The sequence below is a fragment of the Kitasatospora sp. NPDC048365 genome (assembly GCF_043200835.1).
In the GTDB taxonomy this organism is placed as follows: domain Bacteria; phylum Actinomycetota; class Actinomycetes; order Streptomycetales; family Streptomycetaceae; genus Kitasatospora; species Kitasatospora terrestris.
In genome coordinates this window covers 99,623-124,672 of sequence record NZ_JBICYJ010000019.1, presented here as the reverse complement: position 1 = coordinate 124,672, position 25,050 = coordinate 99,623, and the positions used below count along the sequence as shown (strand labels likewise).

Here is a 25,050-nt window from a genome sequence, read left to right as displayed (position 1 = left end):
CGCTCAGATCCAGCCGTGCTCCCGGGCGATCCGCACGGCCGCGTGGCGGTTCTCGGCACCGAGCTTGGTGGCCGCCGAGGACAGGTAGTTGCGGACCGTCCCGGGGGAGAGGGCCGCGCGCTCGGCGATCTCGGCAATCGAGGTGCCGTGCGCGGCCAGCTCCAGGACGTCCGTCTCGCGCGGCGTCAGGGGGCTGTCGCCGGAGCTGATCGCGTCGGCGGCCAGCTCCGGGTCGACGTACCGCCCACCGCCCTGCACGGTGCGGATGATCCTGGCCAGGTCGGACGCGGAGACGGTCTTCGGCAGGAAGCCGCGCACCCCGACCTCCAGCGCCCGCTTGAGGTAGCCGGGCCGCCCGTGCCCGGTGACGATCATCGTCCGGCACTCCGGCAGGCGGTGCCGCAGCTCGGCGGCCACCTCGATGCCGTCCAGACCGGGCATCTGCAGGTCGAGCACGGCGACGTCCGGCCGGTGCGCGGTGGCCATGGCCAGCGCCTCCCCGCCGGACGCGGCCTCGGCGACGACCGTGATGTCGTCCTCCAGGGCGAGCAGCGCGGCCAGTGCGCCGCGGATCAGGTGCTCGTCGTCGGCGAGCAGCACGCGGACGGGTGTCCGGTTCATCGGGTCGGTGCCTCCGGTGCGGGATCGGTCAGCGGCAGGGTCGCGGTGAGCCGGAAGCTGCCGGCTGCGACGGCGGGCAGGTCCAGGACGCCGCCGTGCGGGGCGAGCCGCTCGCGCAGGCCGCTCAGCCCGTGCCCGCCCGCGCCGTCGGCCGGGCGGGGGGCGGGGACCAGCGGCACCCCGTCGTTCTCCACCTCCAGGACGGCCGCGCCGCCGCGCACCCGCAGCCGGATCGCGCAGTGCCCGGCCTCGCTGTGCCGCAGCACGTTGGTGGTCGCCTCGCGGACCACCCAGCCGAGCACCGACTGCACCCGCGGCGGCAGCGTGCCCGGCTCCATCGCGAAGTCGGTCTCGCACTCCACGTCGGCGGCGCGCAGCACCGAGCGGGCACCGGCCACCTCGGCCGGCAGGTCGGCCTCCCGGTAGCCGCGGACCAGTTCGCGGACCTCGCGGTGCGACTCCTGGGCGATCCGCTGCACCTCGGTCATCTGGTCGACCGCCTCCGGGCGGCCGCGCTTGGACAGCTGCACGGCCAGCTCGCTCTTGAGCGCCATGGTGGTGAGGTTGCGGCCGAGCACGTCGTGCAGGTCGCGGGAGAAGCGCAGCCGCTCCTCGGCGACCGCGAGCCGGGCCTGCGCCTCCCGGGCGGAGTCCAGCTCCCACACCACCGCCGCCGTCCACGCCGAGCAGCGGCAGGTGGTGGCGGCGGCCAGCGCGCCGATCGCGGCGCCGGTCAGCGCCCCGGCGGTGCTCGACCCCGGCAGGCCGGAGAGCACCAGCGGGACGCCGGTGAGCGCGATCGCGGCCGCCCCGACCACCGCGGCCTCGCGGATCTTCAGGGCGAGCGAGGCCGCCGCGACCCAGAAGGTCATGGTGATCACCGCGATGCCCGGGCCGAAGGACGGCTGGCCCTGCCGGTCGAGGGCCGGGGCGAGCAGCAGCACCGCGAAGGCGATGCCGTAGGTGACCAGGCCGCTGGCCACCAGCCAGCCGGTCGGGCGGGGTCGCCGGCCCAGGTAGGCGGGCAGCGCGACCTTGAACAGCGCCGCGTTGAGCGCGGCGGCCACCACCGTCCCGACGGCGGCGACCCGCAGCACCGCAGGGTCGACCTCGTTCCGGGCGGCGCCGCCGAGCATGCCGAGGGTGGCCAGCGGCTGCACCAGCGAGACGGCGTAGAGCGACCACCGGACGTACAGCTCGGTGCGCTGCGGCTTCCCGGTGGCCCGCCAGCGGCGGACCGGCATCGCCACGTCCATGTGGTCGCCCCCCTTCGGTTCGGCCTTCTTCATATCAGCCGGGCCCGAGGCCATCAGCGACGCGGCTCCCACCGGAAGTACCGGCGGGCGGCCCAGGCGGCCGCGACCGTCCACGCGACGCCCAGCAGCAGGTGCGGCCAGGCCTCGCCCCAGGTGCTGAGGAACCCGGTGGGCGGGGCGGAACCGTCGGTGCCGAACCAGCCGAGCCGGATCAGCTGGAAGCCGGGCGTGGTGGGCAGCGACTGGCAGATCCGGGCGAGCCCGTCCGGCATGACCTCCAGCGGGAACATCAGGCCCGAGCCGAGCTGGGAGACCAGCAGCAGCGGCAGCGTGGTCAGGCCGGCGCTCTCCACCGTCCTGGTGAAGACGCTGGAGAGCGCCGCCAGGGCGATCAGCACGGCGAGCGACAGCAGCACGCCGGCCAGCAGCAGCACCGGGTTGGCCGGCACCGGCAGGTCGAACACCACCGCGCCGATCCCGCTGAGCAGTACGACCTCCAGCAGCGCCAGGGCGACCGCGGGCACCGAGGTGCCGAGCAGGATCTCGGCGTCCCGGGCCTCGCCGGTGCGCAGCCGCTTGAGCACCAGCTCGCCGCGGCGGGCCACGTACGAGGCGGTCAGCGTGTAGTAGACGACGAACAGCAGGATGACCCCGGCCAGGCCGCTGATCACGCTGGCGTGGACGTCCAGCCCGGGGTTGTCCTTCGCCTGCTGCTGCAGCGCGCTGGACAGCCCGACGACCATGGCCGGCGGCAGCAGCAGCGCGGTGAACAGTGCCGTGCGGTTGCGCAGCAGCAGGGTGGCCTCGGCGCGGCCGAGGGCGAGCATGCGTCCGGTGGCGGTGGTCACAGCGAGGCTCCGATCGGGGACGGGATGCGGGGGCCGGACGCCTCGGCGCCGGCGGCGATGGCGAGGAAGGCCTCCTCCAGCGAGGCGCTGCGGGCGTCCAGACCGCCGAGCGCGACCCCGTGGTGGGCGGCCCAGCCGAGCAGGTCGGTCAGGGTGGCCTGCAGGGTGGTGGTGCGGACGGTGATCCGGCGGCCGTCGGCGGTCACCTCGGCGCCGGCGAGCGGCGGCAGCACCAGGTCCCCGTGCGGGCCGCTGCGCTCCGGCAGCTCGAAGCCGATCCGGGACGGGCGGTCGGCGATCACCTCGGCGACGGTGCCGGCGACGACCACCCGGCCGCGGTGCATGATGGCCAGCCGGTCGGCGAGCTCCTCCGCCTCCTCCAGGTAGTGCGTGGTGAGCAGCACGGTGGTGCCCCCCGCACGCAGGTCGCGGACCAGCTGCCAGACCGAGGCCCGGGCCTCCGGGTCGAGGCCGGTGCTCGGCTCGTCCAGGAACAGCACCTCGGGCCGGCCGAGCAGGGCCACCGCCAGGTCGAGCCGGCGGCGCTCGCCGCCGGAGAGCTGCTTGACCCGCACCGAGCGGCGGTCCAGCAGGCCGACCAGGTCCAGCGCCTCGTCCACCGGGCGGGCGTCGCTGGTCAGGCCTGCCCAGCAGCGGCCGGCCTCGGCGACGGTCAGCTCGCCCGGGAAGCCGCCCTCCTGCAGCATGATGCCGATCCGCGGCCGGACCGCGGCGCGCTCCCGGTACGGGTCGTGGCCGAGCACCCGGATCTGCCCCGCGGTGGGTTCGGCGAGCCCTTCGAGCAGCTCCATGGTGGAGGTCTTGCCCGCGCCGTTGGTGCCGAGCAGGGCGAACAGCTCGCCCCGGTGGACGGTGAGGTCGAGGCCGCGGACGGCGTCGAATCCGGCGCCCTTGGCGGGCCCGTAACGGCGGTGCAGGCCCACGGCCTCGACGGCGGGGCGACTGGTGTCGGTCATGGCTCCAGCCTCCCGTCGCCCCGGCCGCGCGGGCAGTGCGGGCCGTCACCGGCCGCCGGTGCGGATCCACGGGTCGGCGGTGACAAATGTCATGGGGGAGGGGCCGGGCAACGCAGAAGGCCCCCTCGATCGATCGAGGGGGCCTTCTGTCATGGAGCGGACGACGAGATTCGAACTCGCGACCCTCACCTTGGCAAGGTGATGCTCTACCAACTGAGCCACGTCCGCAGGTCTATTCACTTGTACTGCTGCGCCTTTCGGCACTGCGAGCGGACGACGAGATTCGAACTCGCGACCCTCACCTTGGCAAGGTGATGCTCTACCAACTGAGCCACGTCCGCACGGCACCTGGGGCGCCGGCCGCTCCCGGGGTGTTCCCCTTGGCGACGAGAAATACTCTACAACATCCGCGAGAGTGCTCGCCCCACCCTTCCTCTCCGGGCCGGGTGGGGCGGACCGCAGGCGGTCAGTTCGCGTCGGCGAACGCCTCGTACACGTGCTTCGGGATGCGGCCGCGGGCCGGCAGCTCCATGCCGTTGGACTGGGCCCAGGCGCGCACCGCGGCCGGGTCCGGGGTCAGTGCGGTGCGGCGGAAGGACTTTCCGCTGCGGCTCTGGCGGCGGCCGGCCGCGACGAACGGGGCGAGGGCCTCCCGGAGCTTTTCCGCGTTGTCGGCGGACAGGTCGATCTCGTACGACTTCCCGTCAACGCCGAAGTGGACGGTTTCCGCGGCGGCGCCGCCGTCCAGGTCGTCGGAGAGCGTGACGACTACACGCTGAGCCATGGGTGTCAATCCTCTCGGGCAATTAGGCCGCCGGGTGTCTCGGGTGCCCCGTCGGCCCGGTGTGCCGCTGCGCGGGCGCATACGGAGGGCGTGGGGGCCCGAACCGGATACGCAGCGCGCCCGGCTGCCGGTCGCCCTATTCTGCACCCAAAGGCGGGGGAAATCGAAGGGTCTCGATTCCTTTTTTCCGGATATTCACGTGCTTCCCCGATGCATCGATACACGGGCGTTACGGAAGGGATTAAACCTCCGAAATCGGATGCCCCCCTGGGAGGCCGGAGGGGCCCGGAACCCTTGCGGCGTAAGGGGTGGGGGTCTACGCGCGTCGCCCTCCCGGGCCAGCAATCCGGCCCCGAACCCCAGGTAGGCTGAAGGTCCCCCGCCTTCACGCAATCACCACCGGGAGTGCCAGTGGCACGCGTCGTAGTCGACGTCATGCTCAAGCCGGAGATCCTCGACCCCCAGGGACAGGCGGTGCAGCGTGCACTGCCGCGTCTCGGATTCGCCGGGATCGCCGACGTCCGCCAGGGAAAGCGCTTCGAGCTGGAGCTGGAGGGCCCGGTCGACGACGCCGCCCTCGCCCGCATCCGCGAAGCCGCCGAGACCTTCCTCGCCAACACCGTGATCGAGGACTTCACCGTCCGCGTCGAGGAGGAGGGCAAGTGACCACCCGAGTCGGCGTCGTCACTTTCCCCGGTTCCCTCGACGACCGCGACGCGCAGCGCGCGGTCCGCCTGGCCGGCGCCGAGCCGGTCGCCCTCTGGCACCGTGACAAGGATCTCCACCAGGTCGACGCCGTCGTCCTGCCGGGCGGATTCTCCTACGGCGACTATCTGCGCTGCGGGGCCATCTCCCGCTTCTCGCCGGTGATGGACACCGTCATCGAGCAGGCCAAGCTCGGAATGCCGGTCCTCGGTATCTGCAACGGCTTCCAGGTCCTCTGCGAATCGCACCTGCTGCCCGGCGCGCTCACCCGCAACGACTCGCTGCACTTCATCTGCCGCGACCAGAAGCTGCGCATCGAGAACGCCGGCACCGCCTGGACCCGGGATTACTCGGCCGGCCAGGAAATCGTCGTTCCGCTGAAGAACGGCGAGGGCCGCTTCGTCGCCGACGCCCACGTCCTCGACGAGCTCGAGGCCGAAGGCCGCGTCGTCGCCCGGTACCTGGACGTGAACCCCAACGGTTCGTACCGCGACATTGCCGGTATCACCAACGCCGCGGGCAATGTCGTCGGCCTGATGCCGCACCCGGAGCACGCCGTCGAGCCGCTCACCGGCCCGACCACCGAGGGCCTGGGCTTCTTCACTTCCGTCCTCAAGCAGCTGGTGAACGCCTGATGACCCTGGACACCGTCAAGAACGCCGAGCAGACCCCGGACGCCGCCCAGCCCTGGGCCGAGCTGGGTCTCAAGGAAGACGAGTACGCGCGGATCCGCGAGATCCTCGGCCGCCGTCCCACCGGCGCCGAGCTCGCCATGTACTCCGTCATGTGGTCGGAGCACTGCTCGTACAAGAGCTCCAAGGTGCACCTCAAGCAGTTCGGCGAGAAGGCGCCCGAGAACGACGCCATGCTCGTCGGCATCGGCGAGAACGCCGGTGTGGTCGACGTCGGCCAGGGCTACGCGGTCACCTTCAAGGTCGAGTCGCACAACCACCCGTCGTACATCGAGCCCTACCAGGGCGCGGCCACCGGCATCGGCGGCATCGTCCGCGACATCCTCGCGATGGGCGCCCGCCCGGTCGCCGTGATGGACCCGCTGCGCTTCGGCGCCGCGGACCACCCGGACACCCGGCGCGTGCTGCCCGGCATCGTCGCGGGCATCGGCGGCTACGGCAACTGCCTGGGCCTGCCCAACATCGGCGGCGAGGTCGTCTTCGACTCCTGCTACCAGGGCAACCCGCTGGTCAACGCGCTGTGCGTCGGCGTGATGAAGCACGAGGACATCCACCTCGCCAAGGCCTCCGGCCCCGGCAACAAGGTCATCCTCTACGGCGCCCGCACCGGCGGCGACGGCATCGGCGGCGTCTCCGTGCTCGCCTCGGAGACCTTCGACGCCACCGGCCCGGCCAAGCGCCCCGCCGTCCAGGTCGGCGACCCCTTCCAGGAGAAGCTCCTCATCGAGTGCACCCTGGAGATCTTCAAGGAGGACCTGGTCGCCGGTATCCAGGACCTCGGTGGCGCGGGCCTGTCCTGCGCGACCTCCGAGCTCGCCTCCGCCGGCACCGGCGGCATGCGGGTCGAGCTGGACACCGTGCCGCTGCGCGACAACACGCTCTCGCCCGAGGAGATCCTCATGAGCGAGTCGCAGGAGCGCATGTGCGCCATCGTCGAGCCGGCCAAGGTCGAGCGCTTCCTGGAGATCTGCGAGAAGTGGGACGTCATCGCCACCGTCATCGGTGAGGTGACCGACGGCGAGCGCCTGGAGATCTTCTGGCACGGCGAGCAGGTCGTCGACGTGCCGCCGCGCACCGTCGCCCACGAGGGCCCGACCTACCAGCGCCCGTACGCCCGCCCGAGCTGGCAGGACGCGCTGCAGGCCGACGCCCCGACCGCCGAGCGGCTGGCCCGCCCGGCGAACGGCGCGGAGCTCAAGGACGCGCTGCTCCAGGTCGCCGCCTCGCCGAACCAGGCCTCCAAGGCGTGGATCACCGACCAGTACGACCGCTACGTGCTCGGCAACACCGTGCTCTCGCACGGCGAGGACTCCGGCATGATCCGGATCGACGACGAGACCAACCTCGGCGTCTCGGTCGCCACCGACGGCAACGGCCGCTACGCCAAGCTGGACCCGTACGCCGGTGCCCAGCTGGCCCTGGCCGAGGCGTACCGCAACGTCGCGGCCGGCGGCGCCAAGCCGCTCGCGGTCTCCGACTGCCTCAACTTCGGCTCCCCCGAGGACCCGGACGTGATGTGGCAGTTCGCCGAGGCCACCCGCGGCCTGGCCGACGCCTGCCTGGTGCTCGGCACCCCGGTCACCGGCGGCAACGTCTCGCTGTACAACCAGACCGGCGAGACCGCCATCCACCCGACCCCCGTGGTCGCGGTGCTCGGCGTCATCGACGACGTCACCCGCCGCACCCCGATCGGCTTCGGCGAGGAGGGGCAGCTGCTCTACCTCCTCGGCGACACCGAGGACGAGCTGGGCGGCTCCGCCTGGACCCAGGTCGTCCACGGCCACCTGGGCGGCCTGCCGCCCAAGGTCGACCTGGAGCGCGAGCGGCTGCTCGGCGAGATCCTGATCGCGGCTTCCCGCGACGGCATGATCGACGCCGCGCACGACCTCTCCGACGGCGGCCTCGGCATGGCGCTGGTGGAGAGCTCGCTCAAGGGCGGCCGCGGCGCTCGCGTCGTCGTCCCGGAGGGCCTGGACCCGTTCGTGTTCCTGTTCTCCGAGTCGGCCGGCCGCGCGGTGGTCTCCGTTCCGCGCAGCGAGGAGCTCCGCTTCAACGACATGTGCGGCGCGCGTGGCCTGCCGGCCACCCGCATCGGTGTCGTGGACGGCGACGTCCTGGACGTCCAGGGCCAGTTCACCGTCTCGCTGGCCGAGCTGAAGGACGCCAACACCGGCGTCATCGAGGCCCTGCTGGCCTGATCCGGCCGGCTGTGTCCGAAGGGCGGTCCGCGCGTTCTGCGCGGGCCGCCCTTCGGCGCGTACGCTGCCGTCCATGGCGACCAAGACCCGCACCTACGACCCGGCCAAGGTGCGCGCTGCGCTGGCCGGGCAGACCGAGGCCCTGCGCTCCACCGTCCGGGCCCTGGACGAAGCGCAGTTGAGCCTCCCGACCCGGCTCGGGGACTGGCGGGTACGGGAGTTGGTCGCGCACCTGGGCATGGTGGTCAGCTGGGTGCCGGCCCACCTGGACGACCCGGTCCCGGACGTCCGGCCGATCACCCCGCTGTACTGGGCGCGGCAGACCCGGACGGCCGCCGCCACCATCAACGAGATCGCCGAGGAGCTGGCCGCCGGGGCGTTCGCCGGCAGGGCCGCCGAGGTCGCCGCCGAGTTCGACCGGTGCTGCGACGCGTTGCTGGCGGCGCTGCCGGCCGCCGAGGAGCCCGGCCGCCTGATCGCGATGCGCTTCGGGCCGATGCCGCTGGCCGACTTCCTGGTGACCCGGCTGGTGGAGACCGTGGTCCACGCGGACGACCTGGCGCAGGCGCTGGGCACCGACTTCACGCACGAGAAGCAGGCGGTGGCCGCCGCGACCCGGCTGCTCGCCGACGCCTTCGCCGACCAGGTGCCGGGCGGTGCCGTCGAGTTGAGGGTGCCGCCGTACGCCGTGGTGCAGGCCGTGGAGGGCCCGAAGCACACCCGGGGGACGCCGCCGAACGTGGTGGAGGCCGAACCGCTGACCTGGATCCGGCTGGCCACCGGGCGGGTGGCCTGGGCGGAGGTGCTGGACGTGTCGCTCTCGGCGAGCGGCGAACGCAGCGACCTGAGCGCCCATCTGCCGGTGCTGGGCTGAGGGCCACGGCACTACGGCACCGACGGGCCGCCGATGTACTCGCCGTCGGCGGTGTACGGCCAGGCGTTGGGGGTGCAGCCGTCCAGGCCGTAGATCTGCTGCATCATGGCGGGCGCCGGCTTGCCCGGGCCCGGGCAGCCCTCGTGGCCGCGGCCGATCCGGTGGCCCACCTCGTGGTTGACGATCAGCGCCCGGTAGTCGGCCAGCGGTCCGCTGAACTGCGGTGAACCGGTCAGCCAGCGCTTGGAGTTGACCATCACCTGGCTGCCGGCGTCGCAGTTCACCTCGCCCTTGGTGTTCAGCCCGACGGTGGCGCAGATCTTGTCGACGGTGGCCGGGGACGCTATGCGGACGGTGAAGTCGTAGCTGCCGGAGGAGACCAGCTGGAATCCGTACGAGCCGCCCGCGGTCCAGCCGCGTGGGTCGGCCAGGACGGCCTGGACCACACCGGCGGCGGCCTGCGGGTCGATGCCGATGCCGTCCTCCACCTCGACCTTGTAGCGGCGGACGGTGCCCTTGCCGACCGCCTTGCCGTCCGCCCGGGCGGCGGTGAAGGTGCCCTCGCCGCGGGCGACCACGGTCGGGGTGGGCGAGGGGGTCGGCGTCGGGGTCGGGGTCGGGGTCGGTGTGGGGCTGGGCGTCGGGCTCTGGCTCGGCTTCGCCGTCGCCTCGGCGGGCGGGACCGGACGGGCCTGGGCGGTCGGCCCCGGCTTCGGACTGCCGCCGCCGTGCAGCAGCACCGCCACCCCGGTCGCCACCAGCACCACGGCCACCAGGACCGTCCGCCGCAGCCGCCGCAGGCGCTCGCGCCGTCGGCGCAGGGCGTTGCGGGCACGGCGGGACACGGCGGCACTGCGGGTTGCGGGCACAAGGACGCTTTCTGTTCGGCTGCGGGCAAGGACGGTCCGGACACGCGTGGTGGTTCCGCATGCCCCCGCCGTCCGGCGTCAGTAGCCGTGGCGGAAGTCCCGGAGGATCGCCTGCCAGACGGGTTGGTCGGTGATCTGCGGTTCGATCTGCCGGAGCCGCGCGGTCAGCTCCGCCAGGACCTCGTCGGCGTCCGGCAACCGAGCGAGGAAGTCGTCGTCCTCCTCGTCGGGGAGGAGGTCGTCCTCCTCGTCACGGACCGGGCAGAGCTCGGCGAACCCGGGGAGGTGTTCCCGGCACCAGTCGGCAGTGTCGGGGTCCATGAGGTCGGAGAGCAGCCAGAGTTCCCGTCCACCGAAGGCGAGCAGACAGCGTACGAGCGAGCCCGGGTCGCGGTGCGCGGGACGGGTGCCGGCTGTCGGGTCCTGCCCCGGGAGCAGGGCGTGGACCGCGCCCGAGCTCCCGTCGAGAACGAACCGGGCGGTGCCGTAGCGGCCGACCAGGAGCATCGCGCCGCCGAGCGGGCTCGGCTGCCCGGCGGCCAGTCCCTCGTCCGCGCGGATCACCGCGCCCGGCGCGGTCGGCAGTCCGATCCCGGTCAGGAAGGCGCGTGCGCCCGGGTCGGTGACCGTGGCGGGCAACCGTTCCTCGGGGAGCCGGGCGAGGTGGTCGGCGCCGAACACCTGCTCCAGTGCGGTGGCTTCGCGGCCGGGGCGCACTAGAAGCCGTAGCGGAGTGCGTGGACGGCGCCCTGCCAGCCGGGGTTGCCGAGGATGCCGGGTTCGGCGGTCTCCAGGCGGGCGGCGAAGCGGTCGATGATGTCCTCGTGCTCCGCGTCCTCGATCTCGTCCCAGTGCGGGAGGCGGTCGGCGCACCAGGCGGTCTGGTCCTCGTCGAGGAAGTCGGCGAAGACCAGTTTCATCACCTCGGCGTCGTACGCCATGAGGCAGCGGGCCAGGGAGTGCAGGTCGCGGTGGGCCGGACGGGAGTATGCCTGCTCCGGGTCGCCCGCAAGGGTGTACACGGCGCCGGAGGCCCCGTCCAGCGCGAACGGCACCTCGCCGTGGACGCCGAGGACCAGCCAGTCGTCGGCCTCGGCGGGCAGGCCGTGGTGCATCTCGGACAGCCGGTAGTGCGGCAGGTAGAGGTCGGCGAGCCGGATCATGCCCTGCTCGACGTGGCTGTCGGGTTCCAGCGGGGTGACCGGGGTCCGGGGGAGGCCGATGCCGGTGAGGAAGGCTCGGGCGCCGGGATCGGTCAGGCCGGCGGGGAGCCGCTCCGCGGGGACGCGGAGCAGCCCGTCGGCGCCGAAGAAGCCTTCCAGCGCCTCGCGGGTGACCGGTCCGGTGCCGGGTGCGGGCTCAGCCACGGGTGCTCTCCTCCAGCGCGGCGGCCAGTTCGCGGACGCCGGCCTCCCGCTCGGCCGCGGTGTCGCCGTAGTCGTAGCTGTGGCTGAACTCCGCCTGCGGGAAGGCCCGGGCCATCCAGACGCTGCAGTAGTGGCCGGGCATCGAGCAGGCCTGGAGTTCGGTGTAGACCTCCAGGACGTCCTCGGGCTCCACCCCGGCCGCGTTGAGCCGGTACCAGACCGCCTCCTCGGGGTGCAGGGCCAGCGAGCCGTCCGCGGTGACGATCTCCGGTTCGCCCTTGGCACCGCGGTACTTGAAGGCCGCGTAGCCGGGGACGCCGCGGGTGTGCCGGACGTCCTCCAGGACCCGGGGCCACCACAGCTCGTCGTCCTCGAAGGCGCGCAGGTCGGCGGCGCGCAGCCGGCTCTCCGCCTCGGCGAACAGCCGGAAGATCTCCTCCGGCCGGTCGGCCGCCGCCAACTTCCGCAGGTTGTCGTCCAGTTCGACGAGCGAGCCGAGGAAGGCGGCCAGGTCGGTGTTGACCAGGACGGGCGGCTCGGGGAAGGCCAGGTAGACCGCCCAGACCTGGCCGCGGCCGTCCAGGCACAGCTCGGCGCCGCGGTCGGTGCCGAGCCGGACCCAGTGTTCCTCGCCGTTGCCCGGCACGGCCAGTTCCAGCTGTGCGGCGTAGCCGCCGAGGGTGGCCGGCTCGTCGGACCGGGTCTCGAAGTACGGGCCGACCTGGACCGGCACACCGGTGCCGGCGAGCAGCTCGGCGGCACCGGCGGGGGCCGCGGCCGGAGCCAGGTCGGCGGCGTCGAAGCGGCGCAGACCGTCCTGGCCGAAGCGGCCGACGAGGCGCTGGGCGAGTTCTGAGGTCATGGTGTCAGCCTATCCGTCAGTGCCCGCCGTGGATCTGGCCGTGGCGGCGCCGGAGGGTCTCCAGGTAGGTCTTGTGCTCGTCGTTGCCGGGGTAGTCGATGCCGTGGCTGACGTCGGTCAGCCCCGGGAACTTCCACTTCAGCCAGGCCGAGCAGTTGGAGTTGGACCGTTCGTCGCAGGGGGCGCGCTCGGTGTAGACCGCCTGGGCGTGCTGGCCGAGGCCCTTGTCCAGGATCGGTACGCCCAGGCGCTTCTCGGAGTGCAGGTCGGGCCAGAGGCTGCTGGCCACGACGATGAAGTTCCGGTTGTCGTCCTGGTAGTGCAGGGCGGCGTAGTTCGCCTTGATCTTGGACTGGGGGGACCCGTAGTCGCCGTCCTCCGGGTCGTCCCGGGCGGCCAGGCGGGCGCGTTCGGTGGCCCGGGCCAGTTCGGTCGAGCCGGGGCGGATCTTGCGCGAGGTGACCTTGTCGCCGGCCTTGTCGTCCGGGACCTTCTTCATCACCGCCGGCGGGCGGGGCGTGTTGCCGCCGAAGAAGTGCCGGACACCGGAGGTGTCGTCGTCGCCGACCGCGTGCAGGTTGCCGTCGTGGCCGACCCGGTGCAGGGCGCCCTTGCGGTCGAGCAGGTAGACCGGGGTGGTGTCGTGGCCCTCGACGATGCGCTTGTACCGGTCGGCGAGCTTCTTCTCCATCTCGGCGTGGTTCTTGCTCATCGTGCGGATGCCGCCGGCGGCGTCGGTGCCGTGCTTGGCGAGCCCGTCGAGGGCCTTCTCGATGGCCTCCAGGGCGCGGTCCGCGGCCTCCGAGACGGCCCGGGCGAGCGGGTGGCCGCCGCGGCCGCTGACCGCCCGGGCGCGGCTGCGGCCGGTCCGGGCGTGGTGCTCGCTGAGCCGGGCGGAGTGGCTGTCGAAGTTCCGGGCGAGTGCCTCGGCCGCGTCGAAGTCGTGCTTGATGTCGGTCATCGCGCACCTCGGTGGGACGGCGCCTGCTGCTGGCTGTTCTGCGCGGCGCCGGTGACGGTGTTCTGGGCGAAGTTGCGGGCGCTGCCGAGCGGATCGTCGGCGTAGCCCTTGACCTGGTCGACCGACTGCTGGACGCCGTCCTTGAGGCCCTGCTTGCCGGCGTTCGCCGCCTCGCCCCAGTCGATGCCGTCCTGGGCGCCGAGCGCGTTGCGGGCGAGCTGGATCACCAGGTCCTGGGCGATGTTGCCGAGGGCGGCGAAGACCGGCCCCTCGACGAGCGACATCAGTTCGGACATCAGCTGCTGCTCGGCCTCCTTGAGGAGGCGCTTGACGATGATCCGGGTGGCCTGGGTGGCGCCGAGCGCGCCGGCCTCGGAGAGGCCGAAGGTGAACGGCGCGGCGGCCTGGGCAGCGATCACCTCGGCAGCCATGATGCCGAGTTGGACGATCGCGGCGATCTTCGCGCCGCTGATCACCAGTGCAGCACCGTCCAGGCCGATCGCGAACACGCCGAGCGCCTGGGCGACTTGCGGCATGTGGGTGCCGGCGACCTTGTCCCAGTGTGCTTGGAAGGCGTCCGCGCCGGCGCCCTGGTTGATGCCCAGGAACTCCTGCGCGGCATTGGCGATCAGATCCCGATCAGCGTTCAACGTCGATGCGAGGTCGCGGAGTTCGTCCGCCATTTCGCGGTACTCGTCCTCGTCGACATTGGGCCAGTTGATCCCGATCAGGTCGAGCACCCAGGCGAGTTCGTCGGGTAGCACGACGCCCATCTGTTCCCCTTCCCCCGAGAGTGGTCATATGACTATCGGTCTGCTGTGGGCGGTGGTCAACTCTCCGGCCCCCTCAGCAGGCTTCCGGTGAGTAGGCTCGGGTCGTAGGACTGTTCGGAACGGGGGCACGAAACATGGGAACCGACCGTCGCATACCGCCGCTGCGGGCCGGGCGCAGGGCTGCCGGAGCCGCCCTGCTCGGCTGGCTGGACGACGAGCGCGCACCGCGGCTGTGCCGGGTCTCCGGCCCGCCCGGATCGGGCAAGACCCACCTGCTGGCCTGGCTGGTCGCCGGGTGCACCACCCCCGAGACCCCGCCGGCGCAACGGCTCAACGCCGTCGTCCCGGCCGACGGGTTGAGCCTGCGCGGACTCGTCTGGCAGCTCGGCAAGCAGCTGGAGATCCCGGCCCGCAACCAGGACGACCTGCTCGCCGCACTCGCCGCCGACCCGCGGCGGACGGTGATCTGCGTGCCGCAACTGGACCGGGCCGTCGCCCCGATCCGCATCGTCTACGAGTTCCTCAACCCGCTCCTGGAGCTGGAGCACGTCCGGCTGGTGGTCGAGTCCGACACCGACTCGCTGGAGGCCGGCGCCTTCACCGTGGTGCCCACCCCCGCGGTACTGGAGCTGGACGACCCGCAGTGGACCGACCGGGACCGCTTCGCCCAGTGGTGCGCCCAGCAGGACGCCGACCCCGACGGATACCCGAACCCCGGACGGGCGCTCGGCGTCGAACCGGCCGCACCCCGTCCGTTCGCCGAACTGCTCGCCCGGGTGCCGAACGGCCCGGACGGCGCCCCCGACCTGCCGGCCGCCGGGGAGCCCCTGCTCACCGAGTTGTGGACGGCCGCCGCACACGAGCGCGACCCGGGACCGCTCACCGCCGACCCGCTGCTGTCCGTCCTCGCCCACCCGGTCGCCGTCACCGCGGGCCTCGAAACGGCCGACGGCCCGCTCGCCGCCGCCTGGGACGCCGCCGGCCCCGGGCTCATCGACACCCCGGACGCCGCCCAGCGCGCCCACCTGCTGCGCACCCGCCTGCTGGGCTCGGACGGCGCCGCCGCGGCCCGGCTCGGCTCCGCACCGAGCGCCTGGACCGCCCGCTGGGCGCACTGGGAACCCGGCGCGGCGACCGTCTCCGCCCCCGGCGCAGGCCCGTACCGGCAGCAGTGGCTGCTCGCCGACGGGACCGGCACGGTCCGCACCCTGGCGCCGCTCAACGGCGACACCCTCGGTCGGATCCCGGTGCCCGGCCCCAAACCGCTGCGGGGGATCGCCGCGACCGAGGGCGGCAGCCTGGTGCTGCTCGACACCTGGGGCGGCATCGAACTGGTGGCCCCGGCCGATCCCGCCCCGGGCCTCGACCCGTACGCGCTGGACGCGGCGCTGGCCCGGCTGCGCTCCGCGGTCGGCGGCGAGGCGACCGTGCTGGCCGGCGTCCCCGGCCTGGCGGCCGCCGCCCCGGCCCTCGGCGACACCTCCGGCGCGGTGCACTGGTACGACAGCGGTGACGTGCACAGCCGGCCGCTGCACGCCGGCCCGGTGACCGCACTGGCGGGTGCCGCCCTCGGCACCGACCCGGCCGACCCCGGCCCCGCCCTGCTGGCCAGCGGCGGTTTCGACGGGGCCGTCCGGCTCTGGGGCCCGGGCGGCGATCCGATGCCCGATCCCGCCGACCGGCGGCCCTGTGCAGTGGCGGCAGTGGCGCTCGGCACCGGCCCGGCCGGACTGGTGGTGGCCGCCGCCTGGGCCGACGGACTGATCCGGATCCGCCGGCCGGAACAGCCGGGCGGCCCGCTCGACCTGCGGCTCGGCTCCCGGGTCTGGACCCTCGCGCTGGTCGGCGACACCCTGCTGGCCGGCCTCGACGACGGCCTGGTCGCCGTCCGGCTGCGCCAGCCCTGAACGGGCGGCACATGAAGGAACCGCCGCCCGGCACGGAGCCGGACGGCGGTTCGAGGGGACTGCGGAGGTCAGCCCAGCGTGTCCGCCGCGGTCGGCGAGGAGTCGCGCAGGAACTGCGTGCAGCGCTCCGCCTCGTCCTTCTCGTCGATCGCGCCGGCGGCCCGGCCCAGCGCGTGCAGCGCCCGCAGGAAGCCGCGGTTCGGCTCGTGCTCCCACGGCACCGGGCCGTGCCCCTTCCAGCCGCTGCGGCGCAGCGCGTCCAGACCGCGGTGGTACCCGGTGCGGGCGTACGCGTAGGACTCGACCGTGCGACCGGCCGCGAAGGCGTCGTCGGCCAGCTGCGCCCAGGCGAGCGAGGAGGTCGGGTAGGCGGCCGCGACCTCCGCGGGGGTGGCACCAGAGGCCAGCAGCTCCAGCGGGCCGGGCTCGGCCGGCAGGTGGGTCGGCGGGGGGCCGCCGAGCAGGTTCTCGTGAATGCTCATGGCCCCCAGTCAACCATCCCCGGGCGGATCCCCGGACACGCCGGTGCCCCGGACGGCCGGGACCTGGGTCCGACCGTCCGGGGCACCGGGAGGGCCCTACTTGATGCGGTTGCCCGCCGAGCGCAGCTGCTGCGCGGCCTCGAGCACGCGGGCGGCCATGCCGGCCTCGGCCAGCTTGCCCCAGGTGCGCGGGTCGTAGGTGTTCTTCTTGCCGACCTCGCCGTCGACCTTCAGCACGCCGTCGTAGTTGCGGAACATGTGGTCCACGACCGGGCGGGTGAAGGCGTACTGGGTGTCGGTGTCGAGGTTCATCTTCACCACGCCGTTCTGCAGCGCGGTGGCGATCTCCTCGGCGGTGGAGCCGGAGCCGCCGTGGAAGACGAAGTCGAACGGGTCGGCCTTGCCGTACTGCTTGCCGATCTCGTCCTGCAGGTCGCGCAGGAGCTCCGGCTTCAGCACGACGTTGCCCGGCTTGTACACGCCGTGCACGTTGCCGAAGGACGCGGCCAGCAGGTAGCGGCCCTTCTCGCCCAGGCCCAGCGCCTCGGCGGTGCGGACGGCGTCGTTGACGGTGGTGTACAGCTCGTCGTTGATCTCGTGCGAGACACCGTCCTCCTCGCCGCCGGTCGGGGTGATCTCGACCTCAAGGATGATCTTGGCGGCGGCGGCCTGGGCCAGCAGCTCCTGGCCGATGGCCAGGTTGTCGGCCAGGGTCTCGGCGGAGCCGTCCCACATGTGCGACTGGAACAGCGGGTTCTGGCCCTTGGCCACGCGCTCGGCGGAGATCGCCAGCAGCGGGCGGACGTAGGCGTCCAGCTTGTCCTTCGGGCAGTGGTCGGTGTGCAGCGCGACGGTGATGTCGTACTTGGCGGCGACGATGTGCGCGAACTCGGCCAGGGCGACCGCGCCGGTCACCATGTCCTTGCTGTGCTGGCCGCCGAGGAACTCCGCGCCACCCGTGGAGATCTGGATGATGCCGTCGCTCTCGGCCTCGGCGAAGCCGCGCAGGGCGGCGTGCAGCGTCTGCGACGAGGTCACGTTGATGGCCGGGTAGGCGAACTTGCCCGCCTTGGCCCGGTCCAGCATCTCGTTGTAGACATCGGGGGTTGCGATAGGCATGCGAATCCGCTCCTGTCGGTGTGGGGCGATCGGACGACGCTGTCCGACTGCTCGATACGCCTCTGGTCACGGGCGCGATCGGTACGAGAAGAGGGTGGTCCTCGACCGCCGGCCGGACACCAGGGCCATCTTCCCAGACTCGCCCTTCCCACACACCCAGCGGCCCGCCCCTTGGGACGGATGACAGGGGAAGCGACGGCCGTGGTCCCGTCGGCCGCGGGGACTTTAGACCGCTCGTAAGGGGGGAGCGCTATCCTGCGCCCGTGGACTACAACCAGCTAGCCGTCAACCTGCTCGACGCCAAGTCGCTCGTCGCGTCCGTGGGCGCCATCGGGATTCTCGCGATCATCTTCGCCGAGACCGGCCTGCTGGTCGGGTTCTTCTTCCCCGGTGACTCCCTGCTGATCCTGGCGGGCGTCGCCGCCTCCAGCGCCGCGGACAAGGTGCTCGGCGAGGGCGCCCGGCTGCCGGCCGCGATCCTGTTCGTCGGCGCGCCGATCTGCGCCATCGCCGGCGCCCAGCTGGGCCACGCGTTCGGTGTGAAGGTGGGGCCGCGGCTCTTCGAGAAGCCGGAGTCGAAGATCTTCCGGCGCGAGTTCGTGGTGAAGGCCGAGGAGTACTTCGACAAGTTCGGCCCGGCCAAGGCCGTGGTGATGGCCCGCTTCATCCCGGTGGTGCGGACCTTCCTCAACCCGGTGGCCGGCACCCTCGGCATGCCCGCCCGGAAGTTCTTCGTCTGGAACGTGGTCGGCGGCGTCCTGTGGACCGAGTCCATGCTGATGATCGGCTACTTCTTCGGCGACGCGATGGCGCCGGTGATCGACAAGTACCTGCTGCCCGCGATGGCGTTCATCATCCTGCTGTCGATCTCGCCGATCATCATCGAGGTGATCCGCGAGCGGAAGAAGAAGAAGGCCGGCGCCGAGGCCGAGCAGCCCGGCGAGCCGGTCGGCGGCGGCCGCCACCGCAAGGGCTGACCGCGGCGGGAGACGGCAACGGCCGGTGTTTCACGTGAAACACCGGCCGTTCGCGTATCCGCGGGTCAGCGGGGTGCGGGCTCAGAGGCCCAGGTCGTCCAGGGTGTAGGCGGTGTAGTACGGCAGGCCCGCCTCCTCGATCGCGGCGGCGCCGCCGCGCTCCACGATCACCGCGACGCCGACCACCTCGGCGCCGGCCTCGCGCAGCGCCTCGACCGCGGTCAGCACCGAGCCACCGGTGGTGGAGGTGTCCTCGACCGCCAGCACCCGGCGGCCCTTCACGTCCGGGCCCTCGATCCGGCGCTGCAGGCCGTGCGCCTTGCCCGCCTTGCGGACCACGAAGGCGTCCAGCTTGCGGCCGCGGGCGGCGGCGGCGTGCAGCATCGACGCGGCCACCGGGTCGGCACCCAGGGTCAGTCCGCCGACCGCGTCGTACTCCAGGTCCGCGGTCGCGTCCAGCATGACCTTGCCGACCAGCGGCGCCGCCTCGGCGTCCAGCGTGATGCGGCGCAGGTCGACGTAGTAGTCGGCCTCCAGCCCGGAGGAGAGGGTGACCTTGCCGTGCACGACGGCCTTGTCCTTGATCTGCGCCAGCAGGGCGTCCCGGTCATTGCTCATGAGCAGCCAGTTTACGGGCGCCCGGAGCCCCGAGGCGCGTCAGCGTCGGCGCAGCGCGCGGACCAGCACCACGGCGCCGCCGATCAGGGCCACACCGCCGCCGATCACCCAGGGCATCGCGCTGCGCTCACCGGGGTGCCCGGAGAGCAGCGTCGGCTCCACGCCGCCCCAGCGGGACGCGGCCCGGGCCCGGGCGCTGTGGGACGGCGGGGTCGGCGCGTACCGGCCGTGCGGCGGGGCGTGGTCGACCTCCTCGGCGGAGCGGCCGACGATCGAACGCCGCACCGGGCCGCCGACCGGGACCGGCTCGGACTCGTAGGGAAGCTCCGGCTGCGGGGCGGGCAGCGCGTCCGGCTCGCCGAACGGCAGGCCCGGCTCGTCGTCGCTGAAGGCGATCAGGTCGGACAGGTCGTCGTCCAGGTCGCCGCCGATCGACCGGTCCTCCAGGTAGACCACGGTGGCGCCGTCCTCGTCCGTGCCGTCCAGGTCCTCCTCGGCCACGGTGAGCTCCTCGACCAGCGTCGCCGCCGCCCGGTCGAGCAGCCGCCGCGCGGCGGCCTCCCGGGTCTCGGCGTCGAAGGCGGCCAGCCGCCCGGCGACCTCCGCCACCGCGTCGAACCGGACCCGGGTGCCGCCCGGGGCCTCGGCCACGGTGATCCGCAGCAGCACCGAGACCGCCGCCCCGCCGCGGATCTCCTCGCCGGACAGCCGGACCAGCAGCTCGTCGCCGACCCAGCCGTCACCGGACAGCGAGCCGCCGTACGTGATGGTGGAGCCGCCGATCCGCACCCGCAGCCGCCCGCCGGTCTCGACCGGCGAGGACGCCTCCGAGATGGCGCTCAGGCCGGGCACGCAGCGCGCCACCAGCTCGCGGTCCAGCAGGGCCTCCCGGACGACCTCGGCCGGCAGCGGGACGACAACCTCATGCTCCATGCCTGCGAGCCTACCCATCCGGGCGCCCACTGCGGAGACTTGCGGTCAGGTTGGGGCGCGCGGCCGCCCGGACGGGCCACCGCAGGGCTTGCGGCGGCCCCGGCCGGGGCTCGGTCGACCAGGCTGTGCGGCGCGGCCGGACCGGGCTGTGCGGGTCAGTCGACCAGGCTGTGCGGCGCGCCCGGCCCGGGCGGCCGGGCGGCGGCCAGCCGGGCCGCGGAGCCGCGCAGGGCGTCCACGGTCAGCGAGCGCGGCGCGGGCGCGTCCGCCGCCAGGGCGAGCACCGGCCGCTCCTGCCCGGCCAGCACGAAGGCCGGCCGCTCGACCCGCTGCCCGCAGCCCGCCGGGCCGTCCGCGCCCTGGTACGGCACGGTCCGCAGGCCCGCCGCGGCCAGGCCCGCCTCGGCCGACCACAGCTGCGGTCCGACCGGGCCGGTGCGCACCGCGATCCGCCCGCCGGGAGCCAGCCGGCGGGCGGCCAGCCCCAGGAACTCCCGGGAGCGGTACTTGCCGCCGTGCGCGGAGCCGTCCAGGTCGGAGACGATCACGTCGAACTGCGGCCCGGTCGCCCGCAGCCAGTCCAGCGGATCGGCGCCGGTCACCCGCACCCGCGGGTCCCGGTACGGGTAGCCGCCGAGCGCGGCCAGCGCCGGGTCGCGGCGGGCCAGGTCGGTCAGTTCCGGATCGAGCTCGACCACCTGGACCGAGCCGACCCCCGGGTGGCGCAGCACCTCGCGCAGGGCCAGGCCGTCCCCGCCGAGCACCAGCACCCGGCCGGCCGGCGCGGCCGCCATCGCCGGGCGGACCAGGGCCTCGTGCTCGCGGTACTCGTCGGCGCCGCAGACCGCGAGCCGGCCGTCCAGGTAGAGCTCCAGCGGCGGGGCCGGGCGCTGCTCGGGAACCCGGGCGGCCGCGCCGTCGGGGCCCGCCCCGGCGGCGGGCGGACCGCCGGTGAGCACGATCTCCTGGTAGCGGCTCTGCGCCGCGAAGCGGATCTGCCCGCCGTACAGCGCCTGCCGGGCGGCCCGCTCGATCAGGCCGGTGCAGGCGGCGGCCACCGCGAGCACCGCGAGGACCAGGCCGCAGCCGGTCCACAGCAGCGGGCGGGCCCGGCGCGACGGCTCGGCGCGGAACAGCCAGAGCACCACGGCGGCGCCGGCCAGCGCGTTCACCGCGCCGGTGAGCAGTGCCCCGGTCGCCTGGCCGACCGCGGGCAGCAGCAGGAACGGGAAGGCCAGCCCGCCGATCAGCGCGCCCACGTAGTCGGCGGCGAACAGGTCGGCGGCGGCCCGGCCGGCGTGCTCCCGCCGGATCCGCTGGATCAGGGTCATCAGCAGCGGGATCTCGGCGCCGATCAGCAGGCCGATCAGGAAGGTGGTGGCGACCAGCGCGGCCATCGCCGCCCGGTGGTGGTCCAGCCAGGCCCAGCCCGTGTACAGGCCGAGCACCGAGAGGCCGCCGGTCAGCGCCAGCGCGCACTCGACCAGGGCGAAGGAGGTGGCCGGGCGCCGGGTCAGGCCCTTGACGAGCAGTGAGCCCACGCCCATTGCGAAGACCATCACGGACAGCACCACGGAGGTCTGGGTGACCGAGTCGCCCAGCAGGTACCCGCCGAGGGCGACCAGCTCCAGCTCGTACACCAGGCCGCAGGCCGCGCAGACGAACGCCGCCAGCAGTACCAGCAGCCGGGCGGCCCGGGGCCGCAGCGGGATCCGTATGGCGCCGCCGGCCCGGACCGCGCCGACGGGCGGCCCGGGCGGGCGCGGCGGCGGATCCGCGGGGCCGTCGTGACCCGGCTGAGCGGACGGTCGGGCCGGATGGTTGATCATGTCGTGACGCTACGTGAGAACCGCCACCGATAGCTGCACCCGTCGGAGTGACACCTGCGGTAGCTGCATTGACGTTTCGTCACCAGGTTCCAAGGGTGTCGTCCGAGGTGGTGGCGGTGCGCAGGACCAGCGAGGAGCGGGTACAGACCAGTCTTCCCTCCTGCGGGTAGGCGTGCCAGGTGCGCCACAGGACGCGGCGGTCCTCGCAGTGCGCGACCAGCGCGGTGAAGGCGCTCGGGTCGCCCGGGAAGATCCCGGCCAGGCCGCGCGGATGGCCCTCCACCAGGGCCAGCAGCTCCTGGGCGCGGGCGGCGAACACGTGCGGCGGCAGCTCCTCGATCCGGGCCGCGAACTCGTACTCCCAGCCCGCGACCTGCTCGGCCACCCGGGCGGGCAGCGGGGTGCGCCGGCCGGGCAGGCAGGCCACCGTCTCCAGGCAGTCACCGGGGCCGGCCGCCAGGATCACCTGGTGGGAGGCGCCGAGCAGGCGCAGCTGGAGGGTGCCGCGGATCCGCCCGCCGTCGTGGCCGGGGTCGCCGTCGGCGCCGGGGTCGCCGGCGCCGTCCGTGCCGTCCAGTCTCAGGTCCCGGACGGCCAGCGCGGGCAGCGGGTCACCGCCCAGCTGCCACGCCAGGTCGCCGGCGCGGGTGTCCGTGTAGGAGGTCTGCAGTGTGGTGAGCATGCTCGGCTCCGCGTTTCAGCTCCGTGCACGTCCTGTGGGCAGCGTCGGTCTCGGCGGGGCGAGGCTGTTCGAGGCTGTCCGGTCCAGGGCGCGGCCGACCGTGGAAGGAAGGATTCCGGCTGGAGATTCAGCAGCAGAGAAGCACGAATTCTCCGGGTCCGTCAGGGATTTACCCATCTTTGTCGTGCATTCACCGTTCTGGGCGCAGTGTCCGACTGGGTGTGATCAACGGTGGGATTGACTCTGTCCGCCGCACGCCTCCGCCCGGGCGCGTGCGCCGTGCGCGCGGGTCGTACGCCCCACCCCGCGGGCGCGAAATCATCCCTTCGGAGCTACTGCGCACGGGTGAAGGGAAGGGCGTTCTGCTGACGTCAGAGGCGCTGCAGCCGGGCCACGGCCTCTTCGAGGACGGCGTCCTGCTTGCAGAAGGTGAAGCGGACGAGCGGGCGGCCGGCCTCGGTGTCGTCGTAGAACACCACGTTCGGGATGGCGACCACGCCGCAGCGGGCGGGGAGCGAGCGGCAGAACTCCAGGCCGTCCTTCTCGCCGAGCGGGGTGATGTCGGTGGTGATGAAGTACGTGCCCTCCGGCGTGAAGACGCCGAAGCCCGCCGCGGTCAGGCCGTCGGCGAGCAGGTCGCGCTTGCGGCGCAGGTCGGCGCGGAGGGTGTCGAAGTAGCTGTCGGGCAGCCGCAGTGCCTCGGCGACGGCGTACTGGAACGGACCGGCGGAGACGTAGGTCAGGTACTGCTTGGCGGTGCGGACGGCGGACACCAGCGCGGGGGCGGCGGTCACCCAGCCGACCTTCCAGCCGGTGAAGGAGAAGGTCTTGCCGGCCGAGGAGATCGAGACGGTCCGCTCGCGCATCCCGGGCAGCGCGGCGATCGGGTGGTGCCCGCCGCTGAAGGCCAGGTGCTCGTAGACCTCGTCGGTGACGACCAGCAGGTCGTGCTCGACCGCGAGCCGGGCGATCTCGGCGAGCTCCTCGGCGTGGAGCACCAGGCCGGTCGGGTTGTGCGGGGTGTTGACCAGCAGCAGCCGGGTGCGCGGGGTGATCAGCGCACGCAGCTCGTCCAGGTCGGGCCGGAACGAGGGGGCCCGCAGGGTCAGCGGGACGCGGGTGGCGCCGGCCATCGCGATGCAGGCCGCGTACGAGTCGTAGAACGGCTCGAAGGCGATCACCTCGTCGCCCGGCTCCAGCAGGGCGAGCATCGCCGCCGCGATCGCCTCGGTGGCGCCCGCGGTGACCAGCACCTCGGTGTCCGGGTCCCAGTCGAGGCCGTAGAAGCGCTGCTGGTGCTCGGCGACGGCCTGCCGCAGCTCGGGGATGCCGGGGCCGGGCGGGTACTGGTTGCCGCGGCCGGTCAGCACCGCGTCGGCGGCGGCCCGGGCGATCTCGGCGGGCCCGTCGGTGTCGGGGAAGCCCTGGCCGAGGTTGATCGAACCGGTGGACGTGGCCAGCGCCGACATCTCCGCGAAGATCGTCGTCCCCAGGCCCGCCAACCGGCGGTTCAACAGCGGCCTCGCGCTCATTCCGGCTCCTCACGCCTCGTCGTCGCAGACCATCATCGGGCGCGCGGGGTCCGGTCACAAGCAGTGACGGGCCGCCCCGGCGTGCGGGGCGGCCCGTCAGCGGGTGCGGGGGAGGATCAGGCCTCGTCGCCCGTGCCCTCGCCGTTCTCGCCGTCCTCGCCCTCGATCTCCTCCTGGAGGCCGAGGCGCTCGACGATCCACTGCTCGAACCCGACCGAGGCCTGGGTCCAGTTCGCGGTGGTGGTGACGAAGTAGTCCAGGTTGACGCCGGCGCCGACGATCATCTGGGACTCGCCGATCAGGCGGACCACGCCGTCCTCGTGGGTGTGGGTGTAGACCTTGGGCCACAGGGTCTCGCGGTTCCACTCGTCGATCAGGTCGAGGATCTCGCCCTTGCGCTCGAGCGGGTACGAGCGGTCGTAGAACGCGCGGACCGCGAAGAGCTCCTTGTGGTCGCCGCGGAACATGTAGTAGACCCGGAAGCCCTCCCACGGCGCGGTGAGGTCACCCTCCTCGTCCACGACGTGCTTGAGCTGCATCTGGTCGAGCAGCTGGGACACCAGGTTCTGGTCCGGCACGACCACCGGCGGCGGACCGGCCGGAGCGCCGCCGGGCTGGCCGCCACCCTGCGGCGGCTGCGGCATGCCGAAGGACGGGATGGACGACGGGTCGATGCTCACGGGGGTCCCTTTCACACGGTGCGCAAGGGTGGCTGCTGTCAGCGACGGGGGCCGCCCTCGGGTCTCCCTCCATCCTGCCTCATTCGTGGCCTGCGGCACAGAGACCACCGGAGTGCGTGATCACCCGATCTGGATCCAGCGCATGGTGCTCTTGGCGCCGGCGTCGTAGTACACGTCGCTCTGCCAGGTCCACGGGGAGAGCCGGTGGGTGCCGATCCCGCCGTCCAGGTAGAACCAGACCTCGTTGTTGCCCGAGTAGACGTCGTCGACGCTGTAGATCGTGACCCCGGTGTACCCGGCGTTGGCGAAGCAGAGGCGGCCGCTCCAGTTGTAGTTGAAGACGTTCACGAAGTCATAGCGGCCGTTGCAGTTGACCCGGCTGATCGCTGAGGCGTCGCTGGTCGGCAGGGCCAGGGCCAGGGCGGCGGCACCGGCGAGGACCAGTGCGGCGCGGCGGCGTACGGATGCCACGGTGGTGCTCCTCCCGTCGGTCGGACGCCCCAT

26 protein-coding genes and 2 tRNA genes are annotated in these 25,050 nt (G+C 73.3%); 6 read left to right on the top strand and 22 right to left on the bottom strand.

Translation table 11 applies throughout. The annotated features are described in order from the left end of the window. Positions 1 to 3: 3 nt before the first annotated feature. From ACGFX4_RS20885 to ACGFX4_RS20855, 7 genes are all read right to left on the bottom strand, one after another. Positions 4 to 621, bottom strand: a complete 618-nt coding sequence (locus ACGFX4_RS20885; RefSeq protein WP_393076366.1) for a response regulator — start codon at positions 619 to 621, stop codon at positions 4 to 6. Further along, the gene (locus ACGFX4_RS20880; protein ID WP_393076363.1) at positions 618 to 1,877 is read right to left on the bottom strand and encodes a sensor histidine kinase; all 1,260 of its coding nucleotides are present in this window, start codon (positions 1,875 to 1,877) and stop codon (positions 618 to 620) included. Before ACGFX4_RS20880 ends, ACGFX4_RS20885 begins: the two co-directional genes overlap by 4 nt. A 53-nt stretch (positions 1,878 to 1,930) precedes the next feature. Then, positions 1,931 to 2,725: an ABC transporter permease gene (locus ACGFX4_RS20875; RefSeq protein ID WP_393076360.1), complete on the bottom strand. Its 795-nt coding sequence runs from the start codon at positions 2,723 to 2,725 to the stop codon at positions 1,931 to 1,933. Next, the gene (locus tag ACGFX4_RS20870; RefSeq protein ID WP_393076357.1) at positions 2,722 to 3,702 is read right to left on the bottom strand and encodes an ABC transporter ATP-binding protein; all 981 of its coding nucleotides are present in this window, start codon (positions 3,700 to 3,702) and stop codon (positions 2,722 to 2,724) included. The genes ACGFX4_RS20875 and ACGFX4_RS20870 overlap by 4 nt, the downstream gene beginning before the upstream one ends. Before the next feature lie 152 nt (positions 3,703 to 3,854). Next, positions 3,855 to 3,930, bottom strand: a tRNA-Gly gene (locus ACGFX4_RS20865). Positions 3,931 to 3,970: 40 nt separating this feature from the next. Further along, a tRNA-Gly gene (locus ACGFX4_RS20860) sits at positions 3,971 to 4,043 on the bottom strand. Between the two features lie 125 nt (positions 4,044 to 4,168). Beyond that, positions 4,169 to 4,486, bottom strand: a complete 318-nt coding sequence (locus tag ACGFX4_RS20855; protein WP_345698122.1) for an Lsr2 family protein — start codon at positions 4,484 to 4,486, stop codon at positions 4,169 to 4,171. A gap of 411 nt (positions 4,487 to 4,897) precedes the next feature. Here ACGFX4_RS20855 and purS point away from each other — a divergent pair, with 411 nt between their 5' ends. From purS to ACGFX4_RS20835, 4 genes are all read left to right on the top strand, one after another. After that, positions 4,898 to 5,152 (top strand): phosphoribosylformylglycinamidine synthase subunit PurS, encoded by a 255-nt coding sequence (purS, locus tag ACGFX4_RS20850; RefSeq protein ID WP_033250393.1) that lies wholly within the window; start codon positions 4,898 to 4,900, stop codon positions 5,150 to 5,152. Further along, positions 5,149 to 5,826 (top strand): phosphoribosylformylglycinamidine synthase subunit PurQ, encoded by a 678-nt coding sequence (purQ, locus tag ACGFX4_RS20845; RefSeq protein ID WP_345698121.1) that lies wholly within the window; start codon positions 5,149 to 5,151, stop codon positions 5,824 to 5,826. The genes purS and purQ overlap by 4 nt, the downstream gene beginning before the upstream one ends. Further along, positions 5,826 to 8,081, top strand: a complete 2,256-nt coding sequence (gene purL / locus ACGFX4_RS20840; protein ID WP_393076353.1) for a phosphoribosylformylglycinamidine synthase subunit PurL — start codon at positions 5,826 to 5,828, stop codon at positions 8,079 to 8,081. Before purQ ends, purL begins: the two co-directional genes overlap by 1 nt. Before the next feature lie 73 nt (positions 8,082 to 8,154). Further along, on the top strand, positions 8,155 to 8,955 hold the full coding sequence (locus tag ACGFX4_RS20835; protein WP_393076350.1) for a sterol carrier family protein: 801 nt from the start codon (positions 8,155 to 8,157) through the stop codon (positions 8,953 to 8,955). A gap of 11 nt (positions 8,956 to 8,966) precedes the next feature. On the opposite strand, the gene ACGFX4_RS20830 is transcribed toward ACGFX4_RS20835, so the two are convergent. From ACGFX4_RS20830 to ACGFX4_RS20805, 6 genes are all read right to left on the bottom strand, one after another. Further along, entirely contained in the window at positions 8,967 to 9,800 is an 834-nt protein-coding gene (locus ACGFX4_RS20830) for a DUF3152 domain-containing protein (protein WP_393076347.1), read from the bottom strand. 102 nt (positions 9,801 to 9,902) lie between these two features. Next, positions 9,903 to 10,541 (bottom strand): SUKH-4 family immunity protein, encoded by a 639-nt coding sequence (locus tag ACGFX4_RS20825; RefSeq protein ID WP_393076344.1) that lies wholly within the window; start codon positions 10,539 to 10,541, stop codon positions 9,903 to 9,905. Beyond that, complete coding sequence (locus ACGFX4_RS20820) at positions 10,541 to 11,191, bottom strand: SUKH-4 family immunity protein (protein WP_393076341.1); 651 nt, start codon at positions 11,189 to 11,191, stop codon at positions 10,541 to 10,543. Before ACGFX4_RS20820 ends, ACGFX4_RS20825 begins: the two co-directional genes overlap by 1 nt. After that, positions 11,184 to 12,053, bottom strand: coding sequence for a nucleic acid/nucleotide deaminase domain-containing protein (locus ACGFX4_RS20815; protein ID WP_393076338.1), 870 nt, complete (start codon positions 12,051 to 12,053; stop codon positions 11,184 to 11,186). Before ACGFX4_RS20815 ends, ACGFX4_RS20820 begins: the two co-directional genes overlap by 8 nt. Before the next feature lie 16 nt (positions 12,054 to 12,069). Then, positions 12,070 to 13,014, bottom strand: a complete 945-nt coding sequence (locus ACGFX4_RS20810) for a nucleic acid/nucleotide deaminase domain-containing protein (RefSeq protein ID WP_393076335.1) — start codon at positions 13,012 to 13,014, stop codon at positions 12,070 to 12,072. Continuing rightward, positions 13,011 to 13,787 (bottom strand): hypothetical protein, encoded by a 777-nt coding sequence (locus tag ACGFX4_RS20805; protein WP_393076333.1) that lies wholly within the window; start codon positions 13,785 to 13,787, stop codon positions 13,011 to 13,013. Before ACGFX4_RS20805 ends, ACGFX4_RS20810 begins: the two co-directional genes overlap by 4 nt. Before the next feature lie 134 nt (positions 13,788 to 13,921). Between ACGFX4_RS20805 and ACGFX4_RS20800 the strand changes: the two genes are divergently transcribed. Beyond that, on the top strand, positions 13,922 to 15,694 hold the full coding sequence (locus tag ACGFX4_RS20800) for a hypothetical protein (RefSeq protein ID WP_393076330.1): 1,773 nt from the start codon (positions 13,922 to 13,924) through the stop codon (positions 15,692 to 15,694). Positions 15,695 to 15,762: 68 nt separating this feature from the next. On the opposite strand, the gene ACGFX4_RS20795 is transcribed toward ACGFX4_RS20800, so the two are convergent. After that, positions 15,763 to 16,176, bottom strand: a complete 414-nt coding sequence (locus ACGFX4_RS20795; protein WP_393076327.1) for a DUF3151 domain-containing protein — start codon at positions 16,174 to 16,176, stop codon at positions 15,763 to 15,765. A 96-nt stretch (positions 16,177 to 16,272) separates the two neighbouring features. Then, positions 16,273 to 17,295: a class II fructose-bisphosphate aldolase gene (fbaA, locus tag ACGFX4_RS20790; RefSeq protein ID WP_393076325.1), complete on the bottom strand. Its 1,023-nt coding sequence runs from the start codon at positions 17,293 to 17,295 to the stop codon at positions 16,273 to 16,275. A gap of 263 nt (positions 17,296 to 17,558) precedes the next feature. On the opposite strand from fbaA, the gene ACGFX4_RS20785 reads away from it, so the two are divergent. Next, on the top strand, positions 17,559 to 18,272 hold the full coding sequence (locus tag ACGFX4_RS20785; RefSeq protein WP_393076322.1) for a DedA family protein: 714 nt from the start codon (positions 17,559 to 17,561) through the stop codon (positions 18,270 to 18,272). 81 nt (positions 18,273 to 18,353) lie between these two features. On the opposite strand, the gene pyrE is transcribed toward ACGFX4_RS20785, so the two are convergent. The 7 genes from pyrE to ACGFX4_RS20750 form a co-directional block, all read right to left on the bottom strand. Continuing rightward, the gene (gene pyrE / locus ACGFX4_RS20780) at positions 18,354 to 18,890 is read right to left on the bottom strand and encodes an orotate phosphoribosyltransferase (protein ID WP_393076319.1); all 537 of its coding nucleotides are present in this window, start codon (positions 18,888 to 18,890) and stop codon (positions 18,354 to 18,356) included. A gap of 39 nt (positions 18,891 to 18,929) precedes the next feature. After that, complete coding sequence (locus tag ACGFX4_RS20775) at positions 18,930 to 19,823, bottom strand: CoxG family protein (RefSeq protein ID WP_393076317.1); 894 nt, start codon at positions 19,821 to 19,823, stop codon at positions 18,930 to 18,932. Between the two features lie 155 nt (positions 19,824 to 19,978). Then, the gene (locus ACGFX4_RS20770) at positions 19,979 to 21,652 is read right to left on the bottom strand and encodes a spermidine synthase (RefSeq protein WP_393076315.1); all 1,674 of its coding nucleotides are present in this window, start codon (positions 21,650 to 21,652) and stop codon (positions 19,979 to 19,981) included. Between the two features lie 79 nt (positions 21,653 to 21,731). Continuing rightward, positions 21,732 to 22,334, bottom strand: coding sequence for a DUF2617 family protein (locus ACGFX4_RS20765; protein WP_393076313.1), 603 nt, complete (start codon positions 22,332 to 22,334; stop codon positions 21,732 to 21,734). A gap of 371 nt (positions 22,335 to 22,705) precedes the next feature. After that, complete coding sequence (locus ACGFX4_RS20760) at positions 22,706 to 23,866, bottom strand: pyridoxal phosphate-dependent aminotransferase (protein ID WP_393076310.1); 1,161 nt, start codon at positions 23,864 to 23,866, stop codon at positions 22,706 to 22,708. A 116-nt stretch (positions 23,867 to 23,982) separates the two neighbouring features. Next, the gene (locus tag ACGFX4_RS20755) at positions 23,983 to 24,546 is read right to left on the bottom strand and encodes a YbjN domain-containing protein (protein WP_393076307.1); all 564 of its coding nucleotides are present in this window, start codon (positions 24,544 to 24,546) and stop codon (positions 23,983 to 23,985) included. A gap of 120 nt (positions 24,547 to 24,666) precedes the next feature. Next, positions 24,667 to 25,017 carry a beta/gamma crystallin domain-containing protein gene (locus ACGFX4_RS20750; protein ID WP_393076304.1) on the bottom strand — a complete coding sequence of 117 codons (351 nt, stop codon included), beginning with the start codon at positions 25,015 to 25,017 and terminating at the stop codon, positions 24,667 to 24,669. Positions 25,018 to 25,050: the final 33 nt, after the last annotated feature.

Bases quoted from the DNA above. Each gene is read 5' to 3' on its own strand.
- pyrE (WP_393076319.1), bottom strand. From the start codon at position 18,890: ATGAGCAATGACCGGGACGCCCTGCTGGCGCAGATCAAGGACAAGGCC.
- fbaA (WP_393076325.1), bottom strand. From the start codon at position 17,295: ATGCCTATCGCAACCCCCGATGTCTACAACGAGATGCTGGACCGGGCC.
- ACGFX4_RS20770 (WP_393076315.1), bottom strand. From the start codon at position 21,652: ATGATCAACCATCCGGCCCGACCGTCCGCTCAGCCGGGTCACGACGGC.
- ACGFX4_RS20855 (WP_345698122.1), bottom strand. From the start codon at position 4,486: ATGGCTCAGCGTGTAGTCGTCACGCTCTCCGACGACCTGGACGGCGGC.
- ACGFX4_RS20810 (WP_393076335.1), bottom strand. From the start codon at position 13,014: ATGACCGACATCAAGCACGACTTCGACGCGGCCGAGGCACTCGCCCGG.
- ACGFX4_RS20775 (WP_393076317.1), bottom strand. From the start codon at position 19,823: ATGGAGCATGAGGTTGTCGTCCCGCTGCCGGCCGAGGTCGTCCGGGAG.
- ACGFX4_RS20805 (WP_393076333.1), bottom strand. From the start codon at position 13,787: ATGGGCGTCGTGCTACCCGACGAACTCGCCTGGGTGCTCGACCTGATC.
- ACGFX4_RS20760 (WP_393076310.1), bottom strand. From the start codon at position 23,866: ATGAGCGCGAGGCCGCTGTTGAACCGCCGGTTGGCGGGCCTGGGGACG.
- ACGFX4_RS20880 (WP_393076363.1), bottom strand. From the start codon at position 1,877: ATGGACGTGGCGATGCCGGTCCGCCGCTGGCGGGCCACCGGGAAGCCG.
- ACGFX4_RS20885 (WP_393076366.1), bottom strand. From the start codon at position 621: ATGAACCGGACACCCGTCCGCGTGCTGCTCGCCGACGACGAGCACCTG.
- ACGFX4_RS20800 (WP_393076330.1), top strand. From the start codon at position 13,922: ATGGGAACCGACCGTCGCATACCGCCGCTGCGGGCCGGGCGCAGGGCT.
- ACGFX4_RS20765 (WP_393076313.1), bottom strand. From the start codon at position 22,334: ATGCTCACCACACTGCAGACCTCCTACACGGACACCCGCGCCGGCGAC.
- ACGFX4_RS20815 (WP_393076338.1), bottom strand. From the start codon at position 12,053: ATGACCTCAGAACTCGCCCAGCGCCTCGTCGGCCGCTTCGGCCAGGAC.
- ACGFX4_RS20835 (WP_393076350.1), top strand. From the start codon at position 8,155: ATGGCGACCAAGACCCGCACCTACGACCCGGCCAAGGTGCGCGCTGCG.
- ACGFX4_RS20795 (WP_393076327.1), bottom strand. From the start codon at position 16,176: ATGAGCATTCACGAGAACCTGCTCGGCGGCCCCCCGCCGACCCACCTG.
- purL (WP_393076353.1), top strand. From the start codon at position 5,826: ATGACCCTGGACACCGTCAAGAACGCCGAGCAGACCCCGGACGCCGCC.
- ACGFX4_RS20870 (WP_393076357.1), bottom strand. From the start codon at position 3,702: ATGACCGACACCAGTCGCCCCGCCGTCGAGGCCGTGGGCCTGCACCGC.